General features: G+C 43.4%; 28 protein-coding genes and 1 tRNA gene. 16 read left to right on the top strand and 13 right to left on the bottom strand.

The genetic code is table 11. The annotated features are described in order from the left end of the window. Positions 1-176 precede the first annotated feature (176 nt). Positions 177-1,667, top strand: coding sequence for a tRNA (N6-isopentenyl adenosine(37)-C2)-methylthiotransferase MiaB (gene miaB, locus ABYU67_RS07230; protein WP_372844326.1), 1,491 nt, complete (start codon positions 177-179; stop codon positions 1,665-1,667). Positions 1,668-1,770: 103 nt separating this feature from the next. On the opposite strand, the gene ABYU67_RS07225 is transcribed toward miaB, so the two are convergent. The 4 genes from ABYU67_RS07225 to ABYU67_RS07210 form a co-directional block, all read right to left on the bottom strand. Further along, entirely contained in the window at positions 1,771-2,520 is a 750-nt protein-coding gene (locus tag ABYU67_RS07225) for a LysE family translocator (RefSeq protein ID WP_372844325.1), read from the bottom strand. Positions 2,521-2,626: 106 nt separating this feature from the next. Continuing rightward, positions 2,627-3,865: an acetylornithine deacetylase gene (gene argE / locus ABYU67_RS07220; protein ID WP_372844324.1), complete on the bottom strand. Its 1,239-nt coding sequence runs from the start codon at positions 3,863-3,865 to the stop codon at positions 2,627-2,629. A 41-nt stretch (positions 3,866-3,906) separates the two neighbouring features. Then, on the bottom strand, positions 3,907-4,389 hold the full coding sequence (locus tag ABYU67_RS07215) for a nucleoside deaminase (RefSeq protein ID WP_372844323.1): 483 nt from the start codon (positions 4,387-4,389) through the stop codon (positions 3,907-3,909). Positions 4,390-4,502: 113 nt separating this feature from the next. Further along, positions 4,503-5,156: a UPF0149 family protein gene (locus tag ABYU67_RS07210; protein ID WP_372844322.1), complete on the bottom strand. Its 654-nt coding sequence runs from the start codon at positions 5,154-5,156 to the stop codon at positions 4,503-4,505. A 207-nt stretch (positions 5,157-5,363) separates the two neighbouring features. Here ABYU67_RS07210 and ABYU67_RS07205 point away from each other — a divergent pair, with 207 nt between their 5' ends. Together ABYU67_RS07205 and ABYU67_RS07200 are read left to right on the top strand one after the other, a co-directional pair. Next, on the top strand, positions 5,364-5,804 hold the full coding sequence (locus tag ABYU67_RS07205) for a hypothetical protein (RefSeq protein WP_372844321.1): 441 nt from the start codon (positions 5,364-5,366) through the stop codon (positions 5,802-5,804). Positions 5,805-5,870: 66 nt separating this feature from the next. After that, a complete protein-coding gene (locus tag ABYU67_RS07200; RefSeq protein WP_372844320.1) occupies positions 5,871-6,317 on the top strand; it encodes a cell division protein ZapA in 447 nt (148 codons plus the stop codon). 97 nt (positions 6,318-6,414) lie between these two features. Here ABYU67_RS07200 and ABYU67_RS07195 read toward each other — a convergent pair whose 3' ends face one another. The 4 genes from ABYU67_RS07195 to ABYU67_RS07180 form a co-directional block, all read right to left on the bottom strand. Beyond that, positions 6,415-6,705, bottom strand: coding sequence for a hypothetical protein (locus tag ABYU67_RS07195; RefSeq protein ID WP_372844319.1), 291 nt, complete (start codon positions 6,703-6,705; stop codon positions 6,415-6,417). A 154-nt stretch (positions 6,706-6,859) separates the two neighbouring features. Beyond that, positions 6,860-8,953, bottom strand: a complete 2,094-nt coding sequence (glyS, locus tag ABYU67_RS07190; RefSeq protein ID WP_372844318.1) for a glycine--tRNA ligase subunit beta — start codon at positions 8,951-8,953, stop codon at positions 6,860-6,862. Between the two features lie 9 nt (positions 8,954-8,962). After that, entirely contained in the window at positions 8,963-9,949 is a 987-nt protein-coding gene (glyQ, locus tag ABYU67_RS07185; RefSeq protein ID WP_372844328.1) for a glycine--tRNA ligase subunit alpha, read from the bottom strand. 429 nt (positions 9,950-10,378) lie between these two features. Beyond that, positions 10,379-10,591, bottom strand: a complete 213-nt coding sequence (locus ABYU67_RS07180; RefSeq protein WP_372844317.1) for a PspC domain-containing protein — start codon at positions 10,589-10,591, stop codon at positions 10,379-10,381. A gap of 745 nt (positions 10,592-11,336) precedes the next feature. On the opposite strand from ABYU67_RS07180, the gene nadR reads away from it, so the two are divergent. The 3 genes from nadR to ABYU67_RS07165 all read left to right on the top strand — a co-directional run bounded on the left by nadR (position 11,337) and on the right by ABYU67_RS07165 (position 13,858). After that, the gene (gene nadR, locus ABYU67_RS07175) at positions 11,337-12,383 is read left to right on the top strand and encodes a multifunctional transcriptional regulator/nicotinamide-nucleotide adenylyltransferase/ribosylnicotinamide kinase NadR (RefSeq protein ID WP_372844316.1); all 1,047 of its coding nucleotides are present in this window, start codon (positions 11,337-11,339) and stop codon (positions 12,381-12,383) included. Between the two features lie 60 nt (positions 12,384-12,443). Further along, entirely contained in the window at positions 12,444-13,205 is a 762-nt protein-coding gene (gene pnuC / locus ABYU67_RS07170) for a nicotinamide riboside transporter PnuC (RefSeq protein ID WP_372844315.1), read from the top strand. Positions 13,206-13,399: 194 nt separating this feature from the next. Beyond that, on the top strand, positions 13,400-13,858 hold the full coding sequence (locus tag ABYU67_RS07165; RefSeq protein ID WP_372844314.1) for a DUF962 domain-containing protein: 459 nt from the start codon (positions 13,400-13,402) through the stop codon (positions 13,856-13,858). A 153-nt stretch (positions 13,859-14,011) separates the two neighbouring features. Here the strand turns inward: ABYU67_RS07165 and ABYU67_RS07160 are convergent, their stop codons facing one another. The 3 genes from ABYU67_RS07160 to ABYU67_RS07150 all read right to left on the bottom strand — a co-directional run bounded on the left by ABYU67_RS07160 (position 14,012) and on the right by ABYU67_RS07150 (position 16,200). Then, the gene (locus tag ABYU67_RS07160; RefSeq protein ID WP_372844313.1) at positions 14,012-14,620 is read right to left on the bottom strand and encodes a nitroreductase family protein; all 609 of its coding nucleotides are present in this window, start codon (positions 14,618-14,620) and stop codon (positions 14,012-14,014) included. Between the two features lie 202 nt (positions 14,621-14,822). Then, the gene (locus tag ABYU67_RS07155; RefSeq protein WP_372844312.1) at positions 14,823-15,614 is read right to left on the bottom strand and encodes a glucose 1-dehydrogenase; all 792 of its coding nucleotides are present in this window, start codon (positions 15,612-15,614) and stop codon (positions 14,823-14,825) included. 511 nt (positions 15,615-16,125) lie between these two features. Next, positions 16,126-16,200, bottom strand: a tRNA-Gly gene (locus ABYU67_RS07150). Between the two features lie 529 nt (positions 16,201-16,729). Here ABYU67_RS07150 and ABYU67_RS07145 point away from each other — a divergent pair. The 4 genes from ABYU67_RS07145 to ABYU67_RS07130 all read left to right on the top strand — a co-directional run bounded on the left by ABYU67_RS07145 (position 16,730) and on the right by ABYU67_RS07130 (position 19,058). Next, positions 16,730-17,542 (top strand): M48 family metallopeptidase, encoded by an 813-nt coding sequence (locus ABYU67_RS07145; RefSeq protein WP_372844311.1) that lies wholly within the window; start codon positions 16,730-16,732, stop codon positions 17,540-17,542. Between the two features lie 171 nt (positions 17,543-17,713). Continuing rightward, the gene (locus ABYU67_RS07140; protein WP_372844310.1) at positions 17,714-18,058 is read left to right on the top strand and encodes a BolA family protein; all 345 of its coding nucleotides are present in this window, start codon (positions 17,714-17,716) and stop codon (positions 18,056-18,058) included. Between the two features lie 67 nt (positions 18,059-18,125). After that, positions 18,126-18,485, top strand: a complete 360-nt coding sequence (locus ABYU67_RS07135; RefSeq protein WP_372844309.1) for a SirB2 family protein — start codon at positions 18,126-18,128, stop codon at positions 18,483-18,485. Between the two features lie 171 nt (positions 18,486-18,656). Then, a complete protein-coding gene (locus ABYU67_RS07130) occupies positions 18,657-19,058 on the top strand; it encodes a hypothetical protein (protein ID WP_372844308.1) in 402 nt (133 codons plus the stop codon). A gap of 119 nt (positions 19,059-19,177) precedes the next feature. On the opposite strand, the gene trxC is transcribed toward ABYU67_RS07130, so the two are convergent. After that, a complete protein-coding gene (gene trxC, locus ABYU67_RS07125) occupies positions 19,178-19,612 on the bottom strand; it encodes a thioredoxin TrxC (protein WP_372844307.1) in 435 nt (144 codons plus the stop codon). Between the two features lie 77 nt (positions 19,613-19,689). Continuing rightward, positions 19,690-20,562 carry an MBL fold metallo-hydrolase gene (locus ABYU67_RS07120; RefSeq protein ID WP_372844306.1) on the bottom strand — a complete coding sequence of 291 codons (873 nt, stop codon included), beginning with the start codon at positions 20,560-20,562 and terminating at the stop codon, positions 19,690-19,692. A 285-nt stretch (positions 20,563-20,847) separates the two neighbouring features. On the opposite strand from ABYU67_RS07120, the gene ABYU67_RS07115 reads away from it, so the two are divergent. The 6 genes from ABYU67_RS07115 to ABYU67_RS07090 all read left to right on the top strand — a co-directional run bounded on the left by ABYU67_RS07115 (position 20,848) and on the right by ABYU67_RS07090 (position 25,947). After that, on the top strand, positions 20,848-21,198 hold the full coding sequence (locus ABYU67_RS07115) for an ArsR/SmtB family transcription factor (protein ID WP_372844305.1): 351 nt from the start codon (positions 20,848-20,850) through the stop codon (positions 21,196-21,198). Positions 21,199-21,268: 70 nt separating this feature from the next. Next, positions 21,269-22,981 carry a SulP family inorganic anion transporter gene (locus ABYU67_RS07110; protein WP_372844304.1) on the top strand — a complete coding sequence of 571 codons (1,713 nt, stop codon included), beginning with the start codon at positions 21,269-21,271 and terminating at the stop codon, positions 22,979-22,981. Between the two features lie 178 nt (positions 22,982-23,159). Then, positions 23,160-23,486 (top strand): beta-lactamase hydrolase domain-containing protein, encoded by a 327-nt coding sequence (locus ABYU67_RS07105; RefSeq protein ID WP_372844303.1) that lies wholly within the window; start codon positions 23,160-23,162, stop codon positions 23,484-23,486. A gap of 281 nt (positions 23,487-23,767) precedes the next feature. Then, positions 23,768-24,100 (top strand): TIGR01244 family sulfur transferase, encoded by a 333-nt coding sequence (locus ABYU67_RS07100; RefSeq protein WP_372844302.1) that lies wholly within the window; start codon positions 23,768-23,770, stop codon positions 24,098-24,100. 169 nt (positions 24,101-24,269) lie between these two features. Continuing rightward, positions 24,270-25,127 carry a bile acid:sodium symporter family protein gene (locus ABYU67_RS07095; protein WP_372844301.1) on the top strand — a complete coding sequence of 286 codons (858 nt, stop codon included), beginning with the start codon at positions 24,270-24,272 and terminating at the stop codon, positions 25,125-25,127. A 76-nt stretch (positions 25,128-25,203) separates the two neighbouring features. Beyond that, on the top strand, positions 25,204-25,947 hold the full coding sequence (locus tag ABYU67_RS07090; protein ID WP_372844300.1) for a glutathione S-transferase family protein: 744 nt from the start codon (positions 25,204-25,206) through the stop codon (positions 25,945-25,947). Positions 25,948-26,022 lie beyond the last annotated feature (75 nt).

Here is a 26,022-nt window from a genome sequence, read left to right as displayed (position 1 = left end):
TCTTAGTTATAACCAATTAACTATCGATAAGCAATTGATACTATTATAAATAATCTAATCTCCTTATAATAATGAGCAGACGCTAACTTTTCACATTAGTGCAAGGTTGTGATAAAATACGCCACCTGTTAATCGGCTAGCCCGCTATATTTTTAGTCAATCATGGACTTATCCTTATGAGTGTTACTGTATTCAATCCCCGCATCGATGACGCTGCGGCCTCTGACATCACTGCTGTCACGCCTGCGGTCACCGCACTCAATGAGCCAAGTTCAGCGCAAGCTCCTGTGAAATCAGCTACCAAAAAGGTATTTGTCACCACCCAAGGCTGTCAGATGAATGTCTATGACTCTGATAAGATGCTCGACGTCCTTGGTGACTCACATGGTATGGAGGTCACGTACGATATCGACGAAGCCGATGTACTGTTGATGAATACCTGCTCAATCCGTGAAAAAGCCCAAGAAAAAGTGTTTTCAGAGTTGGGTCGCTGGCGCAAACTCAAAGAAAAGCGTCCTGATTTGGTCATTGGTGTTGGCGGCTGCGTGGCCTCTCAAGAAGGCGATAATATCCAAAAACGTGCGCCGTATGTCGATATGGTTTTTGGTCCACAAACCTTGCACCGTTTGCCAGAGCTCTATGATCAGTCACATGAGCAACGTGACATTGCCCCTAAGAACCGTATCGGTACGGTGGATGTGTCCTTCCCTAGTATCGAAAAGTTTGATTTTTTACCAGAGCCACGTGTTGAAGGCTATAAAGCTTTTGTATCTATTATGGAAGGCTGCTCGAAGTACTGCTCATTTTGCGTCGTACCTTATACGCGCGGTGAAGAATTGTCTCGTCCACTTGACGATGTATTGGCAGAGATTGATAGCCTCGCGGCGCAAGGTGTGCGCGAGATTAACCTACTCGGTCAAAACGTCAATGGCTATCGCGGCGAAAAAGACGACGGCAGTATTTGCCGTTTTGCAGAGCTCCTGCACTATGTGTCACACGTCGATGGTGTTGAGCGTATTCGCTATACCACCAGCCATCCGCTAGAGTTCACTGATGATATCATTGATGCCTATGCGCAATTGCCAGAGTTGGTATCACATTTGCATTTGCCCGTACAAAGCGGCTCAAATGCGATACTGGCTGCGATGAAACGTAACCATACTATCGATGTCTATATCGATCAAATTAACAAGCTTAAAGCCATACGTCCTGATATTCACTTATCAAGCGACTTTATTATTGGCTTCCCAGGTGAGACGGATCAAGATTTCCAAGATACCCTAAATCTAGCGAAAGAGTTAAACTTTGACCACTCATATAGCTTTATTTACTCTAAACGTCCGGGTACGCCAGCGGCAGAATTGCCGGATGATGTGAGTTTTAAAACTAAAAAAGAGCGTTTGGCAGAATTCCAACAAGTCATTATTGACTCAACACTTGCCAAAACCCATGAAATGGTCGGCACCACAACTCGCGTCTTGGTTGAGCAAATCGCCAATCGCCATCCTGATTGTTTAATCGGTACAGCGGATAATACCCGTACCGTGATGTTCCCTTATGACGTCGATAAAATGGATGAATTACTGGGTAAAATCGTTAGCGTGCGTATTACTGATTTTGTGAGTCCGCATATGGTCAAAGGTGAGATTGAGGCCGTATTAGCTTAATCCTTGTTTCAATAAAATCGCAAAAAAGCCGCTCACTATTCGATAGTGAGCGGCTTTTTTATGACTACCTATTAGCCTTTATATACATAACTGATAGCGACTTTTATATCATAAAACCATTGAACACATCAGCCAATAAAGCGCCGGCAATTAATATAAATATCATGCCGCAGCCCCGATTGAGCCAAGCCAAACGCTCACTAACATCTAACCACCCTGCCAGTTTTTTGCCGCCTAAGGTATATATTATCTGCCAAATCGTCTCACTTAGGAACAGTCCTAAGGTAAGCACCACATATTGCGGCCATAGCGGCGCACTAAAATTGATAAATTTAGGAAAGAAGGCGGCAAAAAATAAAATCGCTTTTGGGTTAGAAAGTGACACCCACATTCCTGTGCGAAATAGCGTAGCATTACTGGGTACCATTTTGACCGCAGCACTTGAGAGCGAGCGCGGCTTAAGTGTCTCAGATTGGCGGATGCTGTCAGGGTGATTTGAGTTCGTTGCTAGTTCTGCACTTACTTCTGCGCTCATAGCATGGGCGTCATTCATTAAGCTGCTATTGCTGCCACTATCACGCCATGAGGCAATACCCAGATAGATAAGATAAATCGCTCCCACTGTTTTAATGACCGTCAATAACCAAGGCGATTGACGGCTAATCACATCGAGTCCAAGCAGCGTTGATAGGAGCAACATAAACAGTCCTAGGCTCAGACCTGCCAGCGTCCATAAGGTGCGCTTGACCCCATAATTAATCCCATATTGAAACGCCAGTAGCATATTTGGACCGGGTGTCGCTGAGATAAAAAACGTACTTGCAAAAAATACCACAAACAGATGCCAAGACATCAACCAACCCCTACTCTTTTGTTTTATACTAAATACATTATTGAAAAAATAAACACCGCCATAAAGACGGTGTATTTTATACCAATCAAAACCGAAACCTGGCGGTTTATTTATCGGCGCTACAACTTTCTAATAGACGCTGTAAGAAGCTATCACAGCGCGCAATCTCACTTAACTCAACATATTCATCGGCTTTATGGGCTTGTTCAATACTGCCGGGTCCACAGATGATCGTAGGTATACCACTATTGGTAAACTGTCCGCCTTCGGTTGCATAAGCCACTTTATGACGCTTATCATCCCCCGTCAGTGCCGCTATCAATGCTTGTAACTCACTACTCTCATTATCCGTCATCGCAGGCACGCTCTCTTCTTGCATCAGCTCAATGCCAGTATCGGCAGCACGCGCTTGCATTTGTGCGCTTAATTCGGCAACTTTTGCTTGAATCGGTAGCAGAATATCGTCCTGCGTCATATGTGGCAAGTTGCGATAATCAAAGGTAAACTCACACAGATTGGGCACGATATTGGTCGCTGTACCGCCTTGTATGGTCCCCACAGACAATGTCGAATATGGCACATCAAACAGCGCATCATTATCATCACGATGGCTAATCTCTTCTGCCAAAGTATCAACATAGCCAATCAAACGGCTGGCATAACTGATGGCATTCACGCCGGCCTCAGTCAATGACGAGTGTGCAGATTTCCCGTGGACGCGGCAGCGATAAACGGCAATGCCTTTATGCGCGACGACCATCGTCATATTGGTCGGCTCGCCAACGATACAATAATCAGGGGTGATACCACGTGCTTTTAGGTCTGCTAAGATTAATGGCGCACCTAGACAGCCAACCTCTTCATCAAAGGATAACGCCAAATGCAAAGGACGACGCAGCTGTCCATTGTTAGAAAGCTCAACCGCTTGTGGCAATAAAGTTAGCGCACATGCGATAAAGCCCTTCATATCGCACGCACCGCGACCATATAACTTGTCACCACGAATGGTGGCGCTAAACGGCTCTGAAGTCCATGCTTGACCGTCTACTGGCACCACATCGGTATGCCCAGATAGCACCAAGCCATGATTGATGATATCGGCACTGCTACTAGCCGTGCCGCCTGCTGGTACCGTGACAAATAAATTGGCTTTGTTTTTGGCATCATTAAAGGTCAAATCTACACTTAAGCCTAACTGCTCACAATAGGCTTGGATATCTTCGATTAATGCCAAATTTGAATGGCGGCTGACGGTATCAAATGCAATCAGTCTGGTGAGCCAGTCGATACTGTTTTTAGGGTAACTGCGATCAACCACGCTTTTATTATCAGTTGCTATTGTCATAAAACATCCTTAATACCCTACAAAATAAAAGAGTAACGCGTTTAGCCTCTTTGAAATGCGCGGCGCTGCAGCGCTTTTACTTCTTCGTCTAAGCCTGCAATTGGACCTTCAACTGGCACAGTTGGTGCTACCTCTTGAATACTTAATGAATGGATTGGTGATGAGGATTTTACGCCCATCTCCTCCATCCATTCATCCAACTGTTTTGATGAGCTGACATAAACAATGCGACCAAGTCCTGCCCACGCATGAGCAGCGGAGCACATGGCGCAGTGTTCACCTGAGGTATAGACGACCGCTTGCGCACGTGCTTTAGCCGTCATATTTTTTACAGCCCACTGGGCAACAGCAATCTCAGGATGATAAGTTGCATCGACACTATTGGCACGGTTGCGATCTTCAACCAATACCTGACCATCAGCGTCGACCAACACGCTACCAAACGGCTCATCGCCTGCCTCTAGAGCTTCGGCAGCAAGCTCAACAGCGCGGCGCAAATAAATCATATCCTTGTCAGTGATCATCACAGTCTCCTTTATTATCGTTTTATAAGCAAATCGCACTTCCTTATGCCATCTGCTTTACATGCTATTGCATCATACCTACATCAAAGCGCCATATTTATGACAACTCACCTCTATGACGGATTATTTTGATTCATCACATCGATGACTGGTGGCATCGGTTTTGGCAACTTACCCTCTGCTTGCAGCTCTTTTGTGGTTTTGGCATCGATAGCAAGACCTGCAATCAGCGCAATGTCCTTTACCGCTTTACGCTTACGAGTTGCAAAGCTCACTGGCACCATACGTGCAAACTCATAAATGTATAAGTAAGACTCTTCACCGCCCTCAAAGTCTTCATCATCTTCTAAACGAATACCGCCAATTTTGGCCAAATCTGATAGCATCTCATTTTCTTCAGCAGTTAGACTACAATCGGTAATACCAAAACCGGTCATAAAACCATTTGCCCACTGTTTCAATGCCATCACGCGCTCGTATAAGTCATGTTCATCATCAGGCACAAGCGGCGTATAAGAATAAGCGTCATCCTTATCTTTTAATTGAAAGACAGTGTCTTCTGCTTCTTCAGTCAATAAAGTCAACGCCTCATCAGGTAGCGGCGCAAAACTTAGCTCCTCAAATACCTTTGCCCAAACTTGCTCATCAGGCGCATTACAAGCAGTCATTAGCCCTGTCATCAGACCATGTACCTCACTGACTGACACATCCGTCCAGTCATCAAAAGCCGCTAGCCACGTATTCCAGCCAGAGATATTGTCATTCATAATCGATGTCCTAATAATTGATATTACATATAAAATAAACGCAGCACGATGTCATTTGTCATCGACAAAGCCGCTACTGATAAAAATAAATAAGCCCAGTGTCGGCAATTACTTTGTTGGTATAGATATTATGCGGTCACCTATGGCATTATTAAACGCAGACAACAAAATTCATTTACGCTTACTTGTTAAGGATTAAAACTGACCATGTATGACCAACTTAGAATATTAGAAAAAATGATACTCGACATCAAAAAGCAGTATCAGCTTGTCAGTGCTGAACTTAGCAGCCTCAAGCAGCAGCCAACTACCGACCCAAAAGAGCTTACCGCCTTAAAAACCAAGCTAGATAGCAGCCATACAGAACGCGATGGCGCAAAGAAACAATTTCATGATCTCGATAAGCGCTATCAAAGCCTAGCTGAAGCACACCATATGATTGGCGAAGAGCAGGATAAATTAAACAATCAAATTGAGCTACTAGAACAACAAAACCGCGACCTAAAACAGCATAACAATGAATTAAAACAGCAGTATAGCGAAATTCAGCAACAAAATAGCGAGCTAAAAAAGAAAAATGAATTGGCAGCTGAACGTACCCAAGTGGTCTTACAGCGCTTAACGCGTATCGATCAAACGGAAGGCTAACACGCGCTTAGTATTGTACCTGCTTACCTCACTCCCCTTTACTGACCAGACATTGTAGGATTTATCATGACCGACAACCATAACAAAACCACGGAAAAACAGCCACAAAATAGCCCAGTCAAAAACCTGCAAGCAGATAATAATCAGGCACAAAAAACGCTAGTAAACAATACCCCTACCCAAAGCAGCACGGCCGCTAAAGTGAATAGCACACCTGAACCGCAAATTAAGAAAGTCGATATTGCGATAGCTGGTGTCACTTATCCTATCTATTGCCCAGTACATGAGCAAGAAGAATTGCGCGCGGCTGTCTCATACATCAACGACTACGCGCTCGATTTAAAAAGAGACGCACCGAGCCTGAGCCAAGAAAGCTTATTGGTATTATGCTGCTTAAATCTATATGAGAAAATCCAAACTCATGAAAGAAACGTAGAAGACCGTACGCAGCAAGACAAGCAATCTGTAGCGCTGCTAAATAAAGTCATACAAGACGCTCATTCTATTTTATAGACACTCTCTATCACTAAACATTTGGATTAAAAAAGCGCTTAGCCTATAAATACTAAGCGCCTTTTATGTAATAGGCTATCAAATACCTTTTATCTTTTTATCCTTCTGATCGATAAACCTTGCCTGCATGAAAGTCCGCTTGGTGTTCATAATTACAAAAGAACAGCTCACCAGCGACTGCTTTATCAGTCTCAGGCGCTACAGCAGGCTTAGTTTCAAGCACACCGCGATACTCAGCCAAGCTATTACCACAAAAATCACATTGACGTAGTGTGGTCACATCGCCTTTTTTTGGCATCATGCTTTTGGGCGCGCGCGGGTACATAAACTTATAAAACCCCCACATCGAAATCCAGATGATAATAATGATGATAATAACGGCTAACACGGCATCGCTCCTTCAAAGATGGCTCAAGACATTATAAACGCAACGCTTCAGAATAATCATATAAAAAACTGGCTCCAGTGAGCCAGTTTTTATTTTATAGCATCTCTAATTTAGTCATCATCGCCTCATAATGAGCCAGCGATACATGACGAAACTATAATTGTAGCTCACTGATATCGGCGACCGTTAAGAATAAGGCTCGCACTTGCTTGAGCAGTGCTAAGCGATTGGCTTTAAGCGCCGCATCTTCACTATTGACCATTACATCAGCAAAGAACTGGGTCAATGGCGCATCTAAGCTGACCAAGGTTTGCAGTACTTGCGTATAGTTAGCCGTTTCTAGCAGCGGTTTCACCGCCGCTTGTGCTTGTTGAACAGCGTGATATAACTCTTGCTCAGCAGGTTCAGATAATAACGCGTCATTGACATTATCAGCGACGCTTACTTCTGATTTGGCTAAAATATTGGCAACACGTTTGTTTGAATCCGCCAGCATTGAAGCTTGAGGTAAGTCGCTAAATGTTTGAACGGCGCGAATACGCTGATCAAAATCAAGCGGCATATGCGGATTAATCGCCTGTACTGCCTGAATGGTATCGACGCTCACGCCTTGCTCGGTATACATCGCCCGATAGCGCGAGTTCAAAAACGCCATAACTTGCGTAAAGGTATCACCCATCTTTTCAATCTTGCTACCGTCGCCAGAGCTATAGCCTTTAATCGCTTGCTCGACCAACGCCACTAGATTGATAGGCAGCTGCTTCTCAATCAATATACGCAAGATACCGATTGCTGAACGACGTAAGCTAAACGGATCTTTTGAGCCAGTCGGCGCTTGACCAATAGCAAAAATACCCACTAGCGTATCTAAGCGATCTGCCAATGCTAAGCAAATCCCAACCGCTGTCTTTGGCAATACATCACCGCTAAACTTAGGCAAATACTGCTCTTCTAAGCTTGCTGCTACCGCTTCAGGTTCATTATTTAGGCGCGCATAATACGTACCTGCGATACCTTGCAACTCAGGATACTCACCAACCAACGAGCTTGCCAAATCCGCTTTGGACAAAATCGCGGCACGTACCGTGTCATCGAGATCAATCTGCTGACCTTGCTGCTGCATCAAAGTAGCGATAAAAGCAGCGAGCTTAGCAATACGCTCAGACTTCTCCCAAATCGTACCCAGTTTGTCTTGGAATACACGGGTCTTCAGATTTTCGGTCAGCGCAAATAGCGGCTGTTTTTGATCTTGTAAGAAGAAAAACTCGGCATCAGCTAAGCGCGGACGCACAACCTTCTCATTACCTTCGATAATCTGATTAGGATCTTTTGACTCGATATTGGTAATGAAAATAAAGTATGGCTGCAATTTACCTGCTTTGTCCGTTAAGCAAAAATACTTCTGATCGGCTTGCATGGTAGAAATGAGTGCTTCTTGCGGGACTTGTAAAAAACGCGCCTCAAAACTTGCACGCAGAGCAATAGGAAAATCAACCAAAGCGGTGACTTCATCTAACAAACTCTGCGGTACAATGGCGTCCGAGTTGACCTCATCTGCCAGCGCCTTAACTTGATTTTTGATCAGCATTTGACGCTTATCAAAATCTACTACCACTTTTAAGCTATCAAGCAATTGCTCATAATCATTGGCATGGGTAATCGTATGGTAATCAGGACTGTGAAAGCGATGGCCACGGGTTTGATTGCCAGTCTGATGACCTTGGATAGTCGCCTCAATGACAGCATCATCTTGCATCAATACTGCCCACTGTACCGGACGCACGAACTCATTGCGGCTCGCCCCTGAGCGCATACGCTTCGCAATTGGCAAATTATCAAGCGCCGTCTGAAAAATAGCCGGTAGCAGCTCAGTAATTGCTTGACCCTGAATCGTTTGCACATAACCGACATAATCACCTTTATCGGTGTTAATGGTCGTCAGCTCGCTGGCTTCAATACCCAATCCTTTTGCAAATCCCATCGCAGCGCGGGTAGGATTACCTTCTGCATCAAACGCTGCTTTGATTGCAGGTCCACGTTTTTCTTCAGTACGGTCAGGCTGCTTCTCGCTAATACCTTCGATCTGTATCGCTAAACGACGCGGCGCTGCAAAGGCTTTCATGCTATCAAAAGTAATATCAGCTTCAGTCAGCTGCTCGGTGACACTCGCTTGTAGCACATCACGTAAAGGTTTTAGGCTTTTTGGAGGTAATTCTTCACACCCCAATTCAAATAAAATGCTACTCATGGGATGCTCCTATTTATTATTAGTAGAATGTTTGTTGTCAGCAGCTTGATTGCTTTCTGTACGTTCAAGCGCTTCTTCTTTTGGCAAATACTTATCCAGTGCCTCTTGACGATGGGCCTCATCTGCCAATGGAAAGCCTAGTTTTGCACGGGCTTCAACATAACCAAAGGCAACTTTACGCGCCAGTGTACGTACGCGCAAAATAAAGCGCTGACGCTCAGTGACTGAAATCGCGCCGCGTGCATCCAGTAAGTTAAAGGCATGTGAGGCTTTTAGCACCATCTCATACGCTGGTAGCGGTAACCCTTCGGCCACAAGCTTATCGGCCTGCTGCTCATAAAAGTCGAACATCTGACCCATCATCGGCACATCGGCGTGCTCAAAGTTATAGGTTGATTGCTCAACTTCATTTTGATGGAAGACATCCCCATAAGTGACGCGGCCAAACTCGCCATCTGCCCACACCAAATCATAGACGCTATCGACGCCTTGTACGTACATTGCTAGACGCTCAAGACCGTAGGTAATCTCACCGGTCACAGGGAAACACTCAATACCGCCCACTTGCTGGAAGTAGGTAAACTGCGTCACTTCCATACCGTTTAGCCAAATCTCCCAACCAAGACCCCACGCACCAAGCGTTGGCGACTCCCAGTTGTCTTCGACAAAACGTATATCATGTACCAATGGATCAATACCAATCGCCTCAAGTGAGCCCAAATACAGTTCTTGGATATTTGGCGGATTGGGCTTGAGCACCACTTGAAACTGATAATAATGTTGCAAACGGTTTGGATTGTCACCGTAGCGACCATCGGTTGGGCGGCGTGATGGCTGTACGTAAGCAGCATTCCAGCGCTCTGGACCTAATGAGCGCAAAAATGTTGCAGTATGAAAGGTACCTGCCCCGACTTCCATATCATAAGGCTGCAAGATAACGCAGCCCTTATCAGCCCAATAATTCTGTAACGTTAAGATTAGATCTTGAAAAGTCATCGGCTCGGCGTTCTTTGCTGGTGATGTCATAGTTTGAGACGGCATAGTTTCGGTTGTCATAATAAAGCCACTGTGAATGAGTGTTATGAGATAAATCTTTGATAGCGCTCGTATCGCTTACGCAGCAACGATGCTATTTGCCTGCTCACCTTACTAAAAATTGACTATTTTATCCATATTTACCTGAACTAAATTTATATATCAGGCAGTAATAGCAAATTTTTCAGGCAGTAAATGACTTAAACCTAGCGCTAAAAGTCGTTAATAAGCCAAACAAAAAAATACCCAAATGCGCGAGCATCTGGGCAGGAGGAAAGGTATGTCTTGGGCATCCTGATTATTCAGGCTTTTTGTTTTTCGGGGTATTGCAATGACCTATGGAACGATTCTATTCTAATCTATTTTCTTAACACCATTAAAATCAATAGTTTATTGATAAGATTGACCGCTTGCTTTGGGCATCACGATCCATAAAATAATATAGATCAAAATACCAGGTACTGCTGCGCTCAATGTCGAGACAATAACGAATAGCAATCTTACCCACGTTGGCGACCAACCGACATATTCTGCAATGCCGCCCATCACGCCCGCTATCATGCGATTGTTTGTTGAACGATGTAATTTTGCTAGCTTAGCCAAATCAAATACCTCTTTTATATTTATTTTATTATTACGCTTATCAACCCCTTTATTATTTTATTCTAAAAGAATTAAAAGGGTTGGCGTTTATCTTTAAACTTATGAATGAGTATAACAATCATTTCTTTGATATCTGTTGGCTATATAGACGTGCTTTGTGAATTTATGCTACTTAAGCTTACTCTAATCTCTCGCTAGTGCCCGTAAACCCCTGATTTTAAATAGATATTTCAAATTGTTTCAAAGGCAGCTTTGTTTCTCGTATATTACACCTTTTGTTACATTTTCCATGGGGTCTAATAAAAACAACTGCTTAGCAATTATTAAGCTCTAGCCTGTTCAAAGTAAAAGTGCTGCGTTTTGACTATGTATGAATGAGATAAATATGATAGGGATTAGTCTGATTGAGATAAACTCTTTTTCCTTGCTATTATCAAGGATGCTGACAAATTCCTATCTTAGTCACCTTGTATCGATTTTAAGATAATTCTACTTTATCTTAGAAAGATCGGTATATTGATGAGAGCTTCAATCTAAAAGGGGTACAACTTAGGGGGTAAAACTTAGCCAGCAGATAACTCATTATTTTATGACTGGATGCGCTATAAAATAACGCCAATTTACAATAATCTACGGGTAAGTCGCCCAAAACCTTTATACCATGCTCATACATAATAAAAATTTTAGATCATTTTTGAAATTACTGAAGAGAAATTGCACTTGATAAGTGTAAATAAGGACAGCTATGTACGAGTCAGGATTGATGATTGGGCATTTTGAGCCGCTACATTTGGGGCAAATGCGCAGTATATTGGACGCCGCAGGACAAGTAAAAATCTTACATATCGTTATTATGACGCATCCATCGCCGCATCCAGATTTTAAGATCACCTTACAAGATAAAGCGCGTTGGTTACAGATGGCCTGTGCTGACCTTCCTTTTATTCATATTCATACGACTGATGAGATTGAACTGCCAGTACATGAAAGATTCGCTGAGGTGACCATTGACATCACTGCCAGTAATGCCAAACTGCAACGTTTAAAAGAAGCGCTGAATTTGCCAGCTCAAACCGTATTGTTTGTCGCAGAAAATCACCCGTTAACACAGTCTGATGTTGATAAGCAGCTCGTCATGCCAGTGGTTACCACTCCCCTACAGTCTGACTTCGACTCTTATGCCATTGCTCGCAATCCTGTCGCCCATTGGTCAACACTGCATCCACAAGTGCGCGGCGACTATACCAAGACGGTTGCTATTGTCGGCGGTGAAAGCTCTGGTAAAACCACACTGGTGCACAAGCTCGCCAACTACTATGGAGCCAGCTTTGCGCTTGAGATGGGACGGGTTTATGTCGGTACAGATTTGGGCGGCACCGAAATTGGCCTACAATATAGCGATTATGGACCGATTGCCTTGCATCATGCCCAAGCTATACGTGACGCCAAAAGTGCAGCCACAGCGCCTGTGACGATCATTGATACTGACTTTGTTACGACTCAAGCTTTTTGTGAGGAGTATGAAGGGCGTAGCCACCCTTTTGTGGCCGCCTGCATTGAGGAATTTCGCCTAGACCATACGATTATGCTCGATAACAATACACCATGGGTTGATGATGGTATGCGCTCATTGGGCACGCCTGGGGCGCGCGGACGTTTCGAGCAGCGTCTAGTAGATATTTTCGCTTGTCATCATATCGCGCCACATATAATTGATCAGCCCGATTATGATGCGCGCTATCAGCAAGCGCTGCTGCTTATCGACCAGTATATTTATAATCAAAAGCCATAAAAGACAGCTAATATTAAAAAACAACATTGATACTATTACTTATTTTGGGAACATAACGCCATGCGCATTCAGCTATTAGATAATATTACTGGAAAATGGGCGATGCAATGGATTGTCATTTGGTTCATTTGCGGTGTACTCGCCTTATCTACAGGGTTTTGGCTGACCACCGAACATACCACCCTAGATTGGTTTTACTTAGGCGTGTCTTTTATCGGGCTGGTCTGTGTGGTGTCGCTGTCCTTTCGTAAAAATATCTTAGGTAATGGCTTCGGTATGGGCGCAACAGCAGGTGAAGTCGTCGTACAAGCGACCTCTGGCGCTGTTGGACTGATGCTTGCGCCTATGTTCAACTTTTTCACCCACGTCTATGGGATTTTTTATTGGTCAAAGCATACCGATGCCGATGGAGATATGGTACCCAAATCTGCGAGCAAATGGATTTGGCTGCTGACTATCGCCTTTATGGTGATTGGACTGGCGTTATTTCCAACGGTCAATGATGTACTAGCAAGCTATGGATATGCCGTTGTTGAAGACGACAACAGTAAATTTTTGGGTCTGATCTCATTCTTTTGGATTAATGTCATCGCTTTTATACTGTCTATCACCGCGCAAGCAGCAATGATTCTGCGCTACTCATTCAATTGGTGGTTATGGATTCTATCCAACTTCGTATGGTTGACCGTAAACCTTATGTCAGGTAATTACATCTTTGCCATTCAGACTATGGTCTATCAAGTAAACTCGTTTGTCGGACTCTATGAGTGGTATCGCAGTGAGCAAGAGTCGGTAGAGACACCAGTAACACTCAAAAAATAGCGTATGATAAGCCAGTTTTTTAGGGAAAAAAGGGCGGCATTTCAGCATTAGCAGATCAAAGGCTTAGAACATTTGACTCTACGGTCTAACAGATAACATGGCGGATTGCGCAAATTAGTGCTACAACTGATCGTTAACAGTAGATTACTTTTTTGTCTGCTATCAGTCATTCATTTACTAACAAGGAGGTTGGTATGTCTATTACTCAGCAAAAGCGAATGTCCAAACGTACGCTTGAGCAGTGGCTCAGTGAGTACTCTGTCAGTCATCAAAATCTTATCAATAAGAAAATACATTGGCTTTGTGTGCCAACTATTTTTGTCAGTCTGCTTGGTATGGGGATGTCGCTATCCGTTTGGTTTACCTTAATCATGAGCGCCCTAGTCTTGTTATTTTACATGCGCTTATCGACGCCCCTATTTATGGCAATGGGAATGTTTATTCTTATTTGTCTTTCAGTGATGGCCTTGTTGCCTTGGGGCTTTAAAGTGTGGGCCGCCATCTTTGTGGTAGCATGGATTGGGCAGTTTATCGGTCATAAGATCGAAGGCAAAAAACCCTCCTTTTTTGAGGATTTACAGTTTTTGTTAATTGGTCCGGCATGGGTTGCAAATAGCTTAATGGGACGAAGACAAAAGCCAGCTAGTGAATAATAAGCTATCAGAGTATGACTGCGTTCGATCTATGGTTGATTGCCCATAACCTTTTCCTAAAATAAAAAAAGCCGCCCAACAAACCGTTGAGCGGCGCTTTTTATGACTGGCAAATCTTTTGCTTAATATTTATAGATTCAACATTCGAAACCATTAACCAAATACTTTCAATCTCTTGTCGAGCGGCTCAAAGGTTTTATCGCCTGCGGGTTGCTCGATTGTACCGAAGACCATTTGCGCAACTAACTCCCAGTCCTTATCGACCGCCCAAGTTTCAGCCACTTTGTCATCAATGATCGGATTGTAATGCTGCAAACTGGCACCGACATCGATACTTGCCAATGCTGTCCAAATCACATATTGATGCATGGCATTGGTATGCTGTGCCCAAATAGGAAATTTATCGGCATATAACGGGGCTTGTTCTTGTAGGGCTTGAATAGCCTTGTGATCTTCAAAGAATAAGACTGTCCCAGCGCCACCTTTAAAGCTGTCTATTTTCTGTTTGGTTGAGGAAAATTGCTCATCATTATCGACGATACCGCGTAAGATACCTTCAGTCAGCTGCCATAGCTTATGATGCTCATCGCCAAATAACACTATAATGCGGGTTGACTGCGAGTTAAATGATGACGGCGTATGCAAAATAGCATGCTCGACCAATTTCACTATGGCGTCATTCGATACTGGCAATTGGTTGCCCAATGCATAAATTGAACGGCGCTGCTCTGTAAGTTGATGCAATGTTTGTAAATCTGACATAGTTTCATTTGCTCCTCAGTTAGGTAGTCCTATTATAGGAAATAATGCTTATCTCAGCACCTCATTTTCGTAAAAAAATCTTAATAATGGATATTAATTAAATAGAGATATTAACGAATAGTACAAATAACCTATAAAAAAACAGCACCCCATATCTTATGGAGTGCTGTTCTTACTCTAAAAGCTGCTAGATATTAACTTGTTAATCTAAGGTTTGTACGCCGCCGCCATTGACGAATATGGTTTGACCGCTGACCCAAGTCGATATCGGAGCTGCGAAATATAACATAGCACCAGCGATATCATCGGCTTCACCCAAACGCTTGATAGGCGTATTGGCTAGCATCTTCTTCTCAATCTCTGGCGTTAATACCGTTTTCAACGCATCGGTACGCGTCGCCCCCGGACCTACCGCATTGACGCGTACTTCAGGACCAAAGTCATGCGCCAAGTTCGCCACCATGTGATTGACAGCGGCTTTTGATCCGGCATAGCCACTCATATTTGGGCTTTTATTGATACTTGACATTGATGTCGTAAAGACAATGGAGCCGTAGCCTGATTTTTTCATATGCGGCGCGCACAGCTGGCTTAAGCGCCAGCCACTAAAGACGTTTAGCTCAAAATCACGGCGGATATCGTCGACCGATGCTGTGCTTGGGTCTTCACGACCGCCACCGCCGCCACCTGCATTATTGATTAAAACGTTAACCGTCCCAAACTCGGCAACCACCTTATCAACCATCGTGACCAAATCATCATCTTTTAGAATATTACATTCTACGGCAAGCGCTTTTACCCCAAGTGCCTCGATATCTTTTACTGCTGCTTGTGCATCTTCAAGTTTTAAATCGGCAATGGCAATGTTAGCACCCGCTTCTGCTAAGCGTAGCGCCGTAGCTTTACCAATACCATTAGCACCGCCCGTCACAATGGCAACTTTACCTGACAAATCGAAAAGCTCGTTAAATGCTTTATGTTGAAATTCTTGCATAATGATTCCTTAATATAAATGTACTCAGCTCGTTTACAGCATTATCAAATAGTGTAATTAATCGCTACTAAAGGCAGATGGCTAATATAGTGAATTCAGTATTAAAACGATACAGCGGGACTGGGATAAATTTTACGCAGCCTCTGTCGGCGTAAGCACAGCAAGCCAGAAAAATTTATACCAGTTCTGCGTTACAGTATGGCGTATCTATTTTATTTGGAATCGACTATATATGCATTACTCTTGAGAATAAGCAGTTGCCAATACAGTCATATTGACCGTAATTGCAATCTAAGCGCTGACTAGGAATAATTATGCGCGGAAGAGTTTATTTAAATGTGCTAAGTTCATGCAGTTTTCGTAATAATTTATATTTGACGCAGTATCATGCCACTATAGGCATTGTCATTAGCTACAGATGCTGCTAACTGATTGTTCACTCAAATTTCAGCCATAAAAAAACCCTCACTTCTTTAAGAAGTGAGGGTTTAGTGCTTTTTCAAGCCATATTTGGAGCGGGAAAAGAGATTCGAACTCTCGACCCCAACCTTGGCAAGGTTATGCTCTACCACTGAGCTATTCCCGCTAAATATCAATCTATAGTGTTATTGCTAACAGCTACGTCTCGATAGGCTGGCTATTTTAGCAAATATTCTGAGCGTGTCAACAGGTTTTTTTAATTTTTTTAAAGACAGCGCATCTCTTAAGGGCTCATTAGAATATGAACGCTCATATACAATTGATTTTATGGTTTATTTTCCTAACTGCCATTAGGAAATTATTTTTATAAAACATGGCTCAAATATTTTCTTTGCCAAGTACCTGCTTACTTAAACAGAGATATCACTTCAACAGAAGTATTAAAGAGTCATACGTCTTCCATATCAGTGTCATTTACAATCCTACCTTGTATTGTTACTTTTGCTCTATTGGTTTTTGGCAGTTAACATAATTATACTTAGGCACAAGGACGGTTCAGGTAGAATTTTACTGTTTGAGTAGATTGAGAGAAGGTAGTAGAACGTCAATAATAAGCTTCCCTTGCCTCTACTGTTACTGTATCAATATTGCTGTTACTTACTTTCATTTTATGATTTATAGCGAGGACGTTTACTATGAAAAAACTACTTACCACAACGGTCATGGCGGCTTCATTGTCAGCCCTGACTTTGACAGGTTGTACCAGTACGACCAGTACGGGCGCTGTCGGCGTTGATCGTCAGCAGTTACTACTCGTATCGAGCGAGCAAGTATTGCAGCTGTCCGCCCAGAGTTATAATAAATCGATACAAGAAGCAAGAGCAAAACGCTTGCTTGATACCAATACCGCTCAGCTCAATCGTTTAAGAAACATCTCTAGCCGTTTAGTCAATCAAGTTGGCGTCTATCGCCCTGATGCGGCAAAATGGCCTTGGGAGATTCATACGATCAAATCTAACGATTTGAACGCTTTTGTACTCCCAGGTGGTAAGATCATGTTTTACACTGGCATTATCGATCGTCTGAACTTAACGGATGACGAAATCGCAGCTATTATGGGTCATGAGATGTCTCATGCCCTACGTGAGCATTCACGTGAGCGCCTATCACGTCAATATGCCACGCAAACCGGTATCGGTGTGGCAGCGAGTATTTTTGGTCTATCACAAGGTCAAGCCCAGCTGGCAAACGTCGCAGGGGACTTGGGTCTGAGCCGTCCGCACAGTCGCACGCAAGAAGCTGAGGCGGATCAAATCGGTCTCGAGCTTATGGCGCGCGCAGGCTATAACCCACAAGCGGCTGTTACTTTGTGGCAAAAAATGCAACGCGCCAGCCAAGGCGAGCCACCACAATTTTTGAGCACTCACCCAACCAGCGGTAACCGTATTGCACAGATACAATCTTTATTGCCAAAAGTGATGCCGTTATACCAAAGAGCGCGACGTTAATAGTGCCTTGTTGACATTGCTTTTAACCAGCATTGTTAGATTAGATACTTATAAGCCATGACAAGCAGAGCCCGCATCATCATGTGGCGCTCTGCTTTTTTACAGCGTCTGCTATAATGAGCGCACTGTATTATCTAATGATAACGACGCTTAATAGAATCAAGGATTGTTATGACTGCCATTACCCCTACCACCAATAGCGCCCCTACTGCTGACGCCCTTAGTCATCAATTGCAAGCATTACAGCCGCAGCATATGCAGCTGATTAATGAATCTATGAATCATGCTGGTTATTTTGACGGTAAAGAGAGCCACTTTAAACTGATTATGGTCAGCGAAGCATTTACCGGCAAGCGCTTGGTTGCCCGTCATCAGATGGTTTATCATCTGGCAGATGCTTTGTTAACCTCCAAAGGTGGTTCAATCCATGCATTAGCGATTCATGCTTATACACCGACAGAATGGCAAGGTCAGAATCCTGACAGCCCGTTATGCGCTGGGCAAAATAAAGGCTAAATATTTTTTAGAATCAATAATAAGATGCTGTCGATAAAAAATGCAATTTTAAAGGGAACTATACTCAATGAAACACCTACATATGCTCATGGCCGTGCTGTTAATTGTGCTGTTTTTATATCAAAGCTATCTAGTGCTAAGCTCAGACAAACAAGCGCCGCGCGTGGTCAAAATATCCTCGCATATTCTCTACGCTGTTGTCATTCTATCAGGCGCTGGGATGTTGATGCAGTTGATGAGCGCCAATGCACCAGTACAATGGGTATTTGCCAAGCTCATCTTGCTCGTGGCGGCTATCAGCTCCAGTATCAAAGCCTTTAATAGCACTGCAACACCGAGCCAAAGAAAAACCGGTATTCTCATCGCTGGGGTGGCATACGTGGGTATTGTGATACTTGCCTTTACTAAACCGGGTAACTTATTTTGATAAGTGCTTATATCATTACTTAAGGGCGGTAGTAGATAAACACAAATATTTCTATAATGGATATAACAAGATATTCTATGCAATTTCAATATCTTAATCAGAGTATTTTTGCTATCTTAAAGTTTGCTATCTTAAAGAAAGAAAACCCAATATGAGCCTACTGGAGCCGCTATGAAAACTCTTACTGTAACCGCACTATTAGCAGCCGCTGGCATTATGGGTCTCTCAGGCTGTGCTTCTACGGGTAATATTACGCCGCAGTATATCCCGCCAAGTACCTATCAGAGCTATAACTGCCAAGCGTTGAATCAAGAGTATGTCCGTGTTAATAGCTACGTAAATGCTGCCCGTAATGAACAATCAACGTTAGCATCGACAGGCGTAGGGGTTGGGATATCGGCAGGGCGCTGGGGTATCTCTCCTAATATCAGCTTCGGCGTTGGTCAAAGCAATAATAATAAAGCGCGTGATGCCAAGTTATCGCGCCTATACGGCGAACGTGATGCGATTATTCAATCTGCCCGTCTTCAGCGTTGTAGCTTTGCAGCTGGCATCAAGATTTATGGCGAATAAGCCCACACAGCTTTCATCCATCAGGCACCATAAAAAAAGCCAATACGTGATAAAGGTATTGGCTTTTTATTGTACTCAATAAAATTCGACTGATAAGAGAGCCTGCGCCTCAATCACAACTATTTTAGGCTTTGTACCCATTGAACGATTTGATGACTGGGTAACGCTCCCGACTGCCGCGCTATCTCTTTGCCATTTTTAAACGCTACCATCGTAGGAAGGCTGCGAATATTATAAGGTGCCGCTGCTTGCTCATATTTATCAGTTTGCACTTTAGCGAACATGACTTGTGGTAATTGACTGGCCGCTGTCTTGAATTCTGGCGCCATCATCAGACATGGCTGGCACCAACTTGCCCAGAAGTCTACGATGGTCAATACCTCATTTTTTTGAATAACTTTACCTAGCGTTTGTGCATTCAATTCATGCGGTGCTGCAGTCAATAATGGCTTGGCACATTTACCGCAGTTTGGTGCAGCGCTAAGACGCGCCTCTGGTACGCGATTGGTTGCGTGGCAATGTGGGCATACTACATGAGCATTTTGTTCACTCATAATCAGACTCCGTTAAATTATCATCAATATAAAATCAGCATAAAAAAACATGGGTGCGTTGGATGAAACAGCGTGGCTTATTCTCCAAGGGTATTGATAGGTACTTTTAGATAACGTGTACCATTGTCTTCAGGTTTTGGGAAATGACCGGCATCGATATTCAGTTGTACTGCTGGAATAATGAGCGTTGGCATCTCAAGATTGGCATCACGGCGCTCACGCATCTCAACGAACTCTGCCTCATTGATACCATCTTTTACATGGATATTGCCTAGTTTTTGCGCAGCGACCGTCGTGGTTGGGCAATGCTTGCGCCCTTTACTAGGATAGTCATGGCACAGATACATCATCGTATCTTCGGGCAATTCGAGCAGTTTTTTAATCGATTGATACAGAGTTTTGGCATCCCCACCTGGGAAGTCACAGCGCGCCGTACCCACATCAGGGGCAAACAATGTATCACCGACAAATACCACGGTTTTTTCGGCATCATTGGCAAGATAGGCCATATCAGCACGTGTATGACCGGGGACATACATCGCAGTAATGGTAATGCCGCCCAGCGCTAAGGTGTCGCCATCATCGGTCAAAATATCAAACTGACTGGCATCGGTGCGAAAACTGCTATCAAAGTTAAAAATCTGCTTAAATATTTTTTGTACTTCCGTGATATGTTGACCAATGACCAACTGCCCGCCAAGTGTTTCTTTGACATGAATGGCGGCTGATATGTGGTCAGCATGGGCGTGAGTTTCGATAATATAGATCAGCTCCCATCCATGCTCTTTGACAAATTCAACCACTTCATCAACGCTCGTTGTACTCGTACACCCTGACTTGTAATCAAAATCCAATACAGGATCAATGATGGCGCACACTTGCTGCTCGGCGTCGGCGAGCACATGAGTATAAGTTTCTGTATCGCTATGTAAGAATGAATGAACTTGCATGGCTGCTCTCCACTTTTCTAAGATTGTTTTAATTTTTGGCGAATTGTTACGTATAATAAGACGTTATTTATCATCGCCAAAATAAGTCTGTTAATTAGCTATAACGACTACTATAGCAATTATCTTATAATATATCAGTTTATATAATGTAAATAATGATAACTTGCTATAAATGATAATATGATTGATAATTAACCCTATACGATTATCTACCAATTTTCTATGTATATCTTATTTAAGGAGCTTGCTCTGATTACTTCTACCTCAGTATTGAGCACATCTGATATGAATAATGACAATAGTAATGATAGTGACAGCGTTACGACAAAAGATTTTGCTGAACAAATGCAGCAAGCCTCAATGCAAGCCAGCCAACTACTAAAGTCGCTGTCGCATCCTGATCGCCTGATTCTCCTTTGTCAGTTAACCCAAGGAGAGTACTGCGTCAGTGAGCTTGAAAACTTAGTGGGTGTTGGCCAGCCAAGCTTGTCGCAGCAACTTGGGATTTTACGTAAAGATGAGCTGGTGACGACACGCCGCGAAGGTAAGCAAATTTATTATAGTATCGCAAGTGATGATGCATTGGCCGTACTAAAGCTGCTGTATCAGCGTTTTTGCGCCCCTGCTGAGGCTTAGCTGATTGACTAAACCTTGCTGCTGACGCTTTAGTTATGATAAATATTTTTTATTGTGAGGATGTACCACTGTGCCCTCTATTGCCGCTCGACTGATGCCGGTTTGGCTACGTCACTACCAGCTGTCTGCCCTGCCAACTGATATCATTGCAGGGATAGTCGTTGGTGTGCTCGTGATTCCACAAAGCTTGGGCTATGCGGTATTGGCAGGCTTGCCGCCGGTTTATGGCTTATATGCTGCTATTGTACCTGTGGCGGTATATGCGTGGCTTGGCTCTAGTAATGTACAAGCCGTCGGACCTGCTGCTGTGACCGCCATTATGACAGCAAGCGCACTGCACCCTTATGCCGATAAAGGCGCTGAGCAGTATGCCTTGATGGCAGCCCTCCTAGCACTGATGATGGGTGCGATTTTGTGGCTGGCAGGAAAGCTGCAATTGGGCTGGATTATGCAGTTTATCAGCCGCGGTGTCTCTGCTGGATTTATTAGCGGTGCCGCTGTGCTTATCTTTATCAGCCAGCTTAAATATCTGACTGGTATACCCATTGCCGGTAATGGCTTGCTTGGTTATCTATCGAGCATAAAGGTTTATGCCAGTCAGCTGCATCCATTGACACTCATCATTGGCATAAGCGCTTTTGTACTCTTAGTCCTAAATCGCTATGGTAAGAGATGGGTTTGGCAATCTTGGTTGTCCCCATCCTATGCAAAATGGGCGGAGCGATTATTCCCTCTGATTCTGCTTGCGATCGCCATCATTTTGAGTATGGTTTTACATTGGACGACAAGTGGCGTAGCGACGATTGGTAATGTGCCACAAGGATTGCCAAGTTTTACAGCGCCGTATCTGCCAGATTTTCATGAAGCGCTCAATTTACTGCCCACTGCTGGCCTGATGGCGCTGATTGCCTTTGTTTCTAGTAGCTCGGTTGCCAGTACTTATGCACGCATGCGCGGTGAGCTATTTGATGCCAATCGCGAGCTGACAGGGCTTGGTCTTGCCAATATTGCTGGTGGCTTTTTTCAAAGCTTCCCTATCGCTGGTGGCTTTTCACGTACCGCCATCAATGTCGATTCAGGTGCCAAAACGCCTTTAGCGAGCTTGGTCACAGTACTGATTATGATTGCCGCCTTGATCGCATTTGGCTCTTTGCTTGCCCCGCTCCCCTATGCGATTTTGGGTGCAACCATCATGGCAGCTATCATCGGTCTTATAGATATAACGACGTTAAAATCGGCATGGCATCGTGACCGCTTGGATGCGGCAAGCTTTATCGCTGCATTTATCGGAGTCTTGATATTTGGGCTAAACACAGGACTTGTCATCGGGCTTATGGTGTCATTTGCTAGCCTAATTTGGCAATCAAGCAAACCGCATGTTGCCATCGTTGGTCAGCTGGCAGGAACGGGGCATTTTCGCAATATCAATCGTCATGATGTGGTGACCTTTAGCAATTTATTAATGCTACGTATTGATGAAAGCTTGTTTTTTGGTAATAGCGAATCGGTACATCGCCACGTGGTACAAGCCACGCGCCAATATCCAGAGGCAAGCGAGATTATCCTTATTATGTCAGCGGTCAATCATATCGATTTGACCGGACAAGAGATGCTGATCAGCTTAAATCAAGAACTTTTAAATCAAAATAAGCATTTAAGCTTTAGCTTTATCAAAGGCCCTGTGATGGATATCATTGAACATACACCGGTGATTACGGATTTGTCAGGGCGCGTATATCTGAGCACTATGGATGCAGTCAATGCTTTAAAAGACACTCATTAGGGTCAATAGCTCACTTTATGAAGTTAGAATCATGAATGGCTGTCTATAACATATAGATATAATTAAAGCTGTGTTATGCTAAATCATTGGGACTGGTAAAATACAATTACTAGCCTGTAGCGCTTATTGAGCGGACCATATCCTCTACTCCTTTTTATAACTTTTATTGATATTACTTATGACCGACGATTTAACGATTTATAAGCAAATATACCCAAGCCAATGTAGCAAAATTGCAGAGCTTGGGTATTGTTCTGTGCTCAATATTCGCCCTGATGCCGAGACGGATTCTCAGCCCAATAGCTGTGATTTGGCACAAGCGACTGCCAAAGCCAATTTGACCTATCAGCATTTGCCATTTGATGATGAGCGGCTGAGTATGGCAACTGTCGAGCAGTTTGCTGCTTTTTATCGTACGATGCCAAAACCCATATTGATGTTTTGTGGCACCGGTGCCCGCGCCAAGCTGCTGTATCAAAGCGCGTTGATGCAAGGGCTGATATAAGCACTGATGTAAAAACACTGTTGTAAAACATACTGATATAGTCGATTCCAAATAAAATAGATACGCCATACTGTAACGCGGGACTGGTATAAATTTTTCTGGCTTGCTGTGCCTAAACTGGCAGAGGCTGCGTAAAATTTATCCCAGTCTCGCTGTATCGTTTTCATACTGAATTCACTATATAAAAACGCAATAAAGCTTACATAGTTTAGCTTTAGAAAGCTGTCCATTAGGCTTTGGACTGTGTATTTCATTTTAATAAAAAAATAGAAGGAGCTCTTATGAGCCATCAAGTAAGTATTACTGGGCAAATCACCCCTGACCAGATCCCAATGATTGCAGAAAATGGTTTTAAAACCATTATCAATAATCGTCCAGACGGTGAAGAGCCGAACCAACCAACCAGTGCTGAGATTGCTGCTGCCGCTGAAAAAGCCGGTATCGCTTATAAAGAAGTGTCATTTGCTGGTAGTGAGCTCAATCAAAACCATGTCGAAGAGTTTGCTGACTTTTTTAATCAAGCTGAGCAACCCATGCTACTATTTTGCCGTACGGGCAACCGCTCAACGGGTATCTATGAAGCCGCTAAGCGTATGGATTTGCTAGACGACTGATATCATAATCAATAATTTAAAGCAATAAACCAAGAAGCCCATATAAATATATGGGCTTTTATCATATTTAAGACTATATTTTAAAGGCTATGAAGAAACATATCGCCACAAGGAATGGGCAATATCAATACAACGCAAGTCTCATCGTTAACTTTACAAGGAATGTTCCATGAGTAATACCGCATTAGCTCTGCTGCCATTAGCCCTTGCTTATATTATGTTTACCTTAGGGACAGGGCTTAAGCCCGGAGATTTTAAGGTGATCGTAAGTCACCCAAAAGCGTTCTTGGTGGGTTTGGTCAATCAAGTTATCTTTGTACCACTCGTGGCTTTGGCGGTCGTTTTACTAATGTCGCCACCACCCGCCATCGCCTTTGGTATCATGCTGATTAGCTTTTGCCCCGGCGGTGTGACCAGTAATATGCTCACCTACTATGCCAAGGGTAATGTAGCACTGTCGGTTGCGCTCACAGGCGTGGTCAGCTTATTATCCGTAGTGACCTTGCCTATCTTAATCACCTTGGCTTTTAATCACTTTATGAAAGACCAAGCAGGCGCTATCAGCGCTGTAAAAATCGGCGTTGTGATGTTTTTATTGACTACCTTGCCCGTGACGTTAGGTATGCTCGCCCGCTATAAATTTACTGATTTTATGGTGCGCAGAAGCGGCATTCTAAATGGTCTGGCCAGCGTATTCTTTGTCTTAATCGTCCTTGCTGCGATTGCTTCAAATTGGCAGCTGCTACAGGAGCAATTGGCATCTATTGGGCTCGAGCTTGCTCTGATTATCATTATTTTATTTCTAGTCAGTATTATGACAGCAAAGGCATTACAGCTAAGCTGGTTCGATACCAAGACCATCGCTATTGAGACCAGTATTCAGAACAGTACCACCGCGATTACCTTGGCACCTATCATTATGGGCGTCAGTACATTGCCGGTCATTGCCCTACCCGCTGCTTTATATGGCGTGCTGATGTATGTAATTGCGCTGCCAATTATTTTTCTGATTAGAAATAAGAGTTGATTGGGTAAGTGATAACAGTATCGTTTCATTCAAATAGCACATAAATGCTATTTTTCAAAAACTACAGAGTATGATCATGAAAAAACCGCTACTCATCATTGGTAATAAAAACTATTCATCATGGTCATTACGAGCTTGGCTACTACTCAAGGCTTTCAATATTGACTTCGATGAGCAACTGATTGAGCTGTTTCATCCATCAGCGATACCCATTCTCGATAAACATGCCCCAACAGGAAAAGTGCCTGTTTTGGTCTATGGTCAAGGTGATGAAAAAGTGACCATATGGGATACTCTAGCGATTGCCATTCATGCCAATGATTATCTGACAGACTTAGATATTTGGACAGGATTGAGTAAATCTTATCCTAAGAGCAATATTAGCAACAGGATAAATAGTGCTTATTGCCAAAGCATCATTGCTGAGATGCACTCAGGATTCATGGGCATCCGTAGTGAGATGCCGATGAACATTCGAGCAACTGCTAAAATACATCCGAGTGCTGCTTGCTTAGCCGATATTGCCCGTATTGAACATATCTTTGCAGAGTGTCTGACTACCAGATCGTCAGATAGCTATTTGTTTGGTCATTTTACTGCCGCTGATGCATTTTTTGCGCCTGTTATTTTACGGCTGCAAACCTATGCTAAGGCGTCAGGAATCATATTAACACCGCTTACTGAACAATATTGTCAGACGATACTACACAACCCTCATATCCAAGCATGGCAAAAATCAGCATATGAAGAAACTCGTATCATTAAAGAAGATGAAGCCGGTGAGATACTCTCTGTAGATGGCATATTGGCTAAACAGTAGTTACCTAACCTCTATAAAATAAAAAGCTCCGATACCTATTAAGATATCGGAGCTTTTTACTTTAAAAGATATTAC

The sequence above is a fragment of the Psychrobacter sp. genome, from assembly GCF_041554015.1.
In the GTDB taxonomy this organism is placed as follows: Bacteria; Pseudomonadota; Gammaproteobacteria; order Pseudomonadales; family Moraxellaceae; genus Psychrobacter.
Note: the sequence above shows the minus strand (reverse complement) of the source record. Positions and strands in the feature narration are given on the sequence as shown.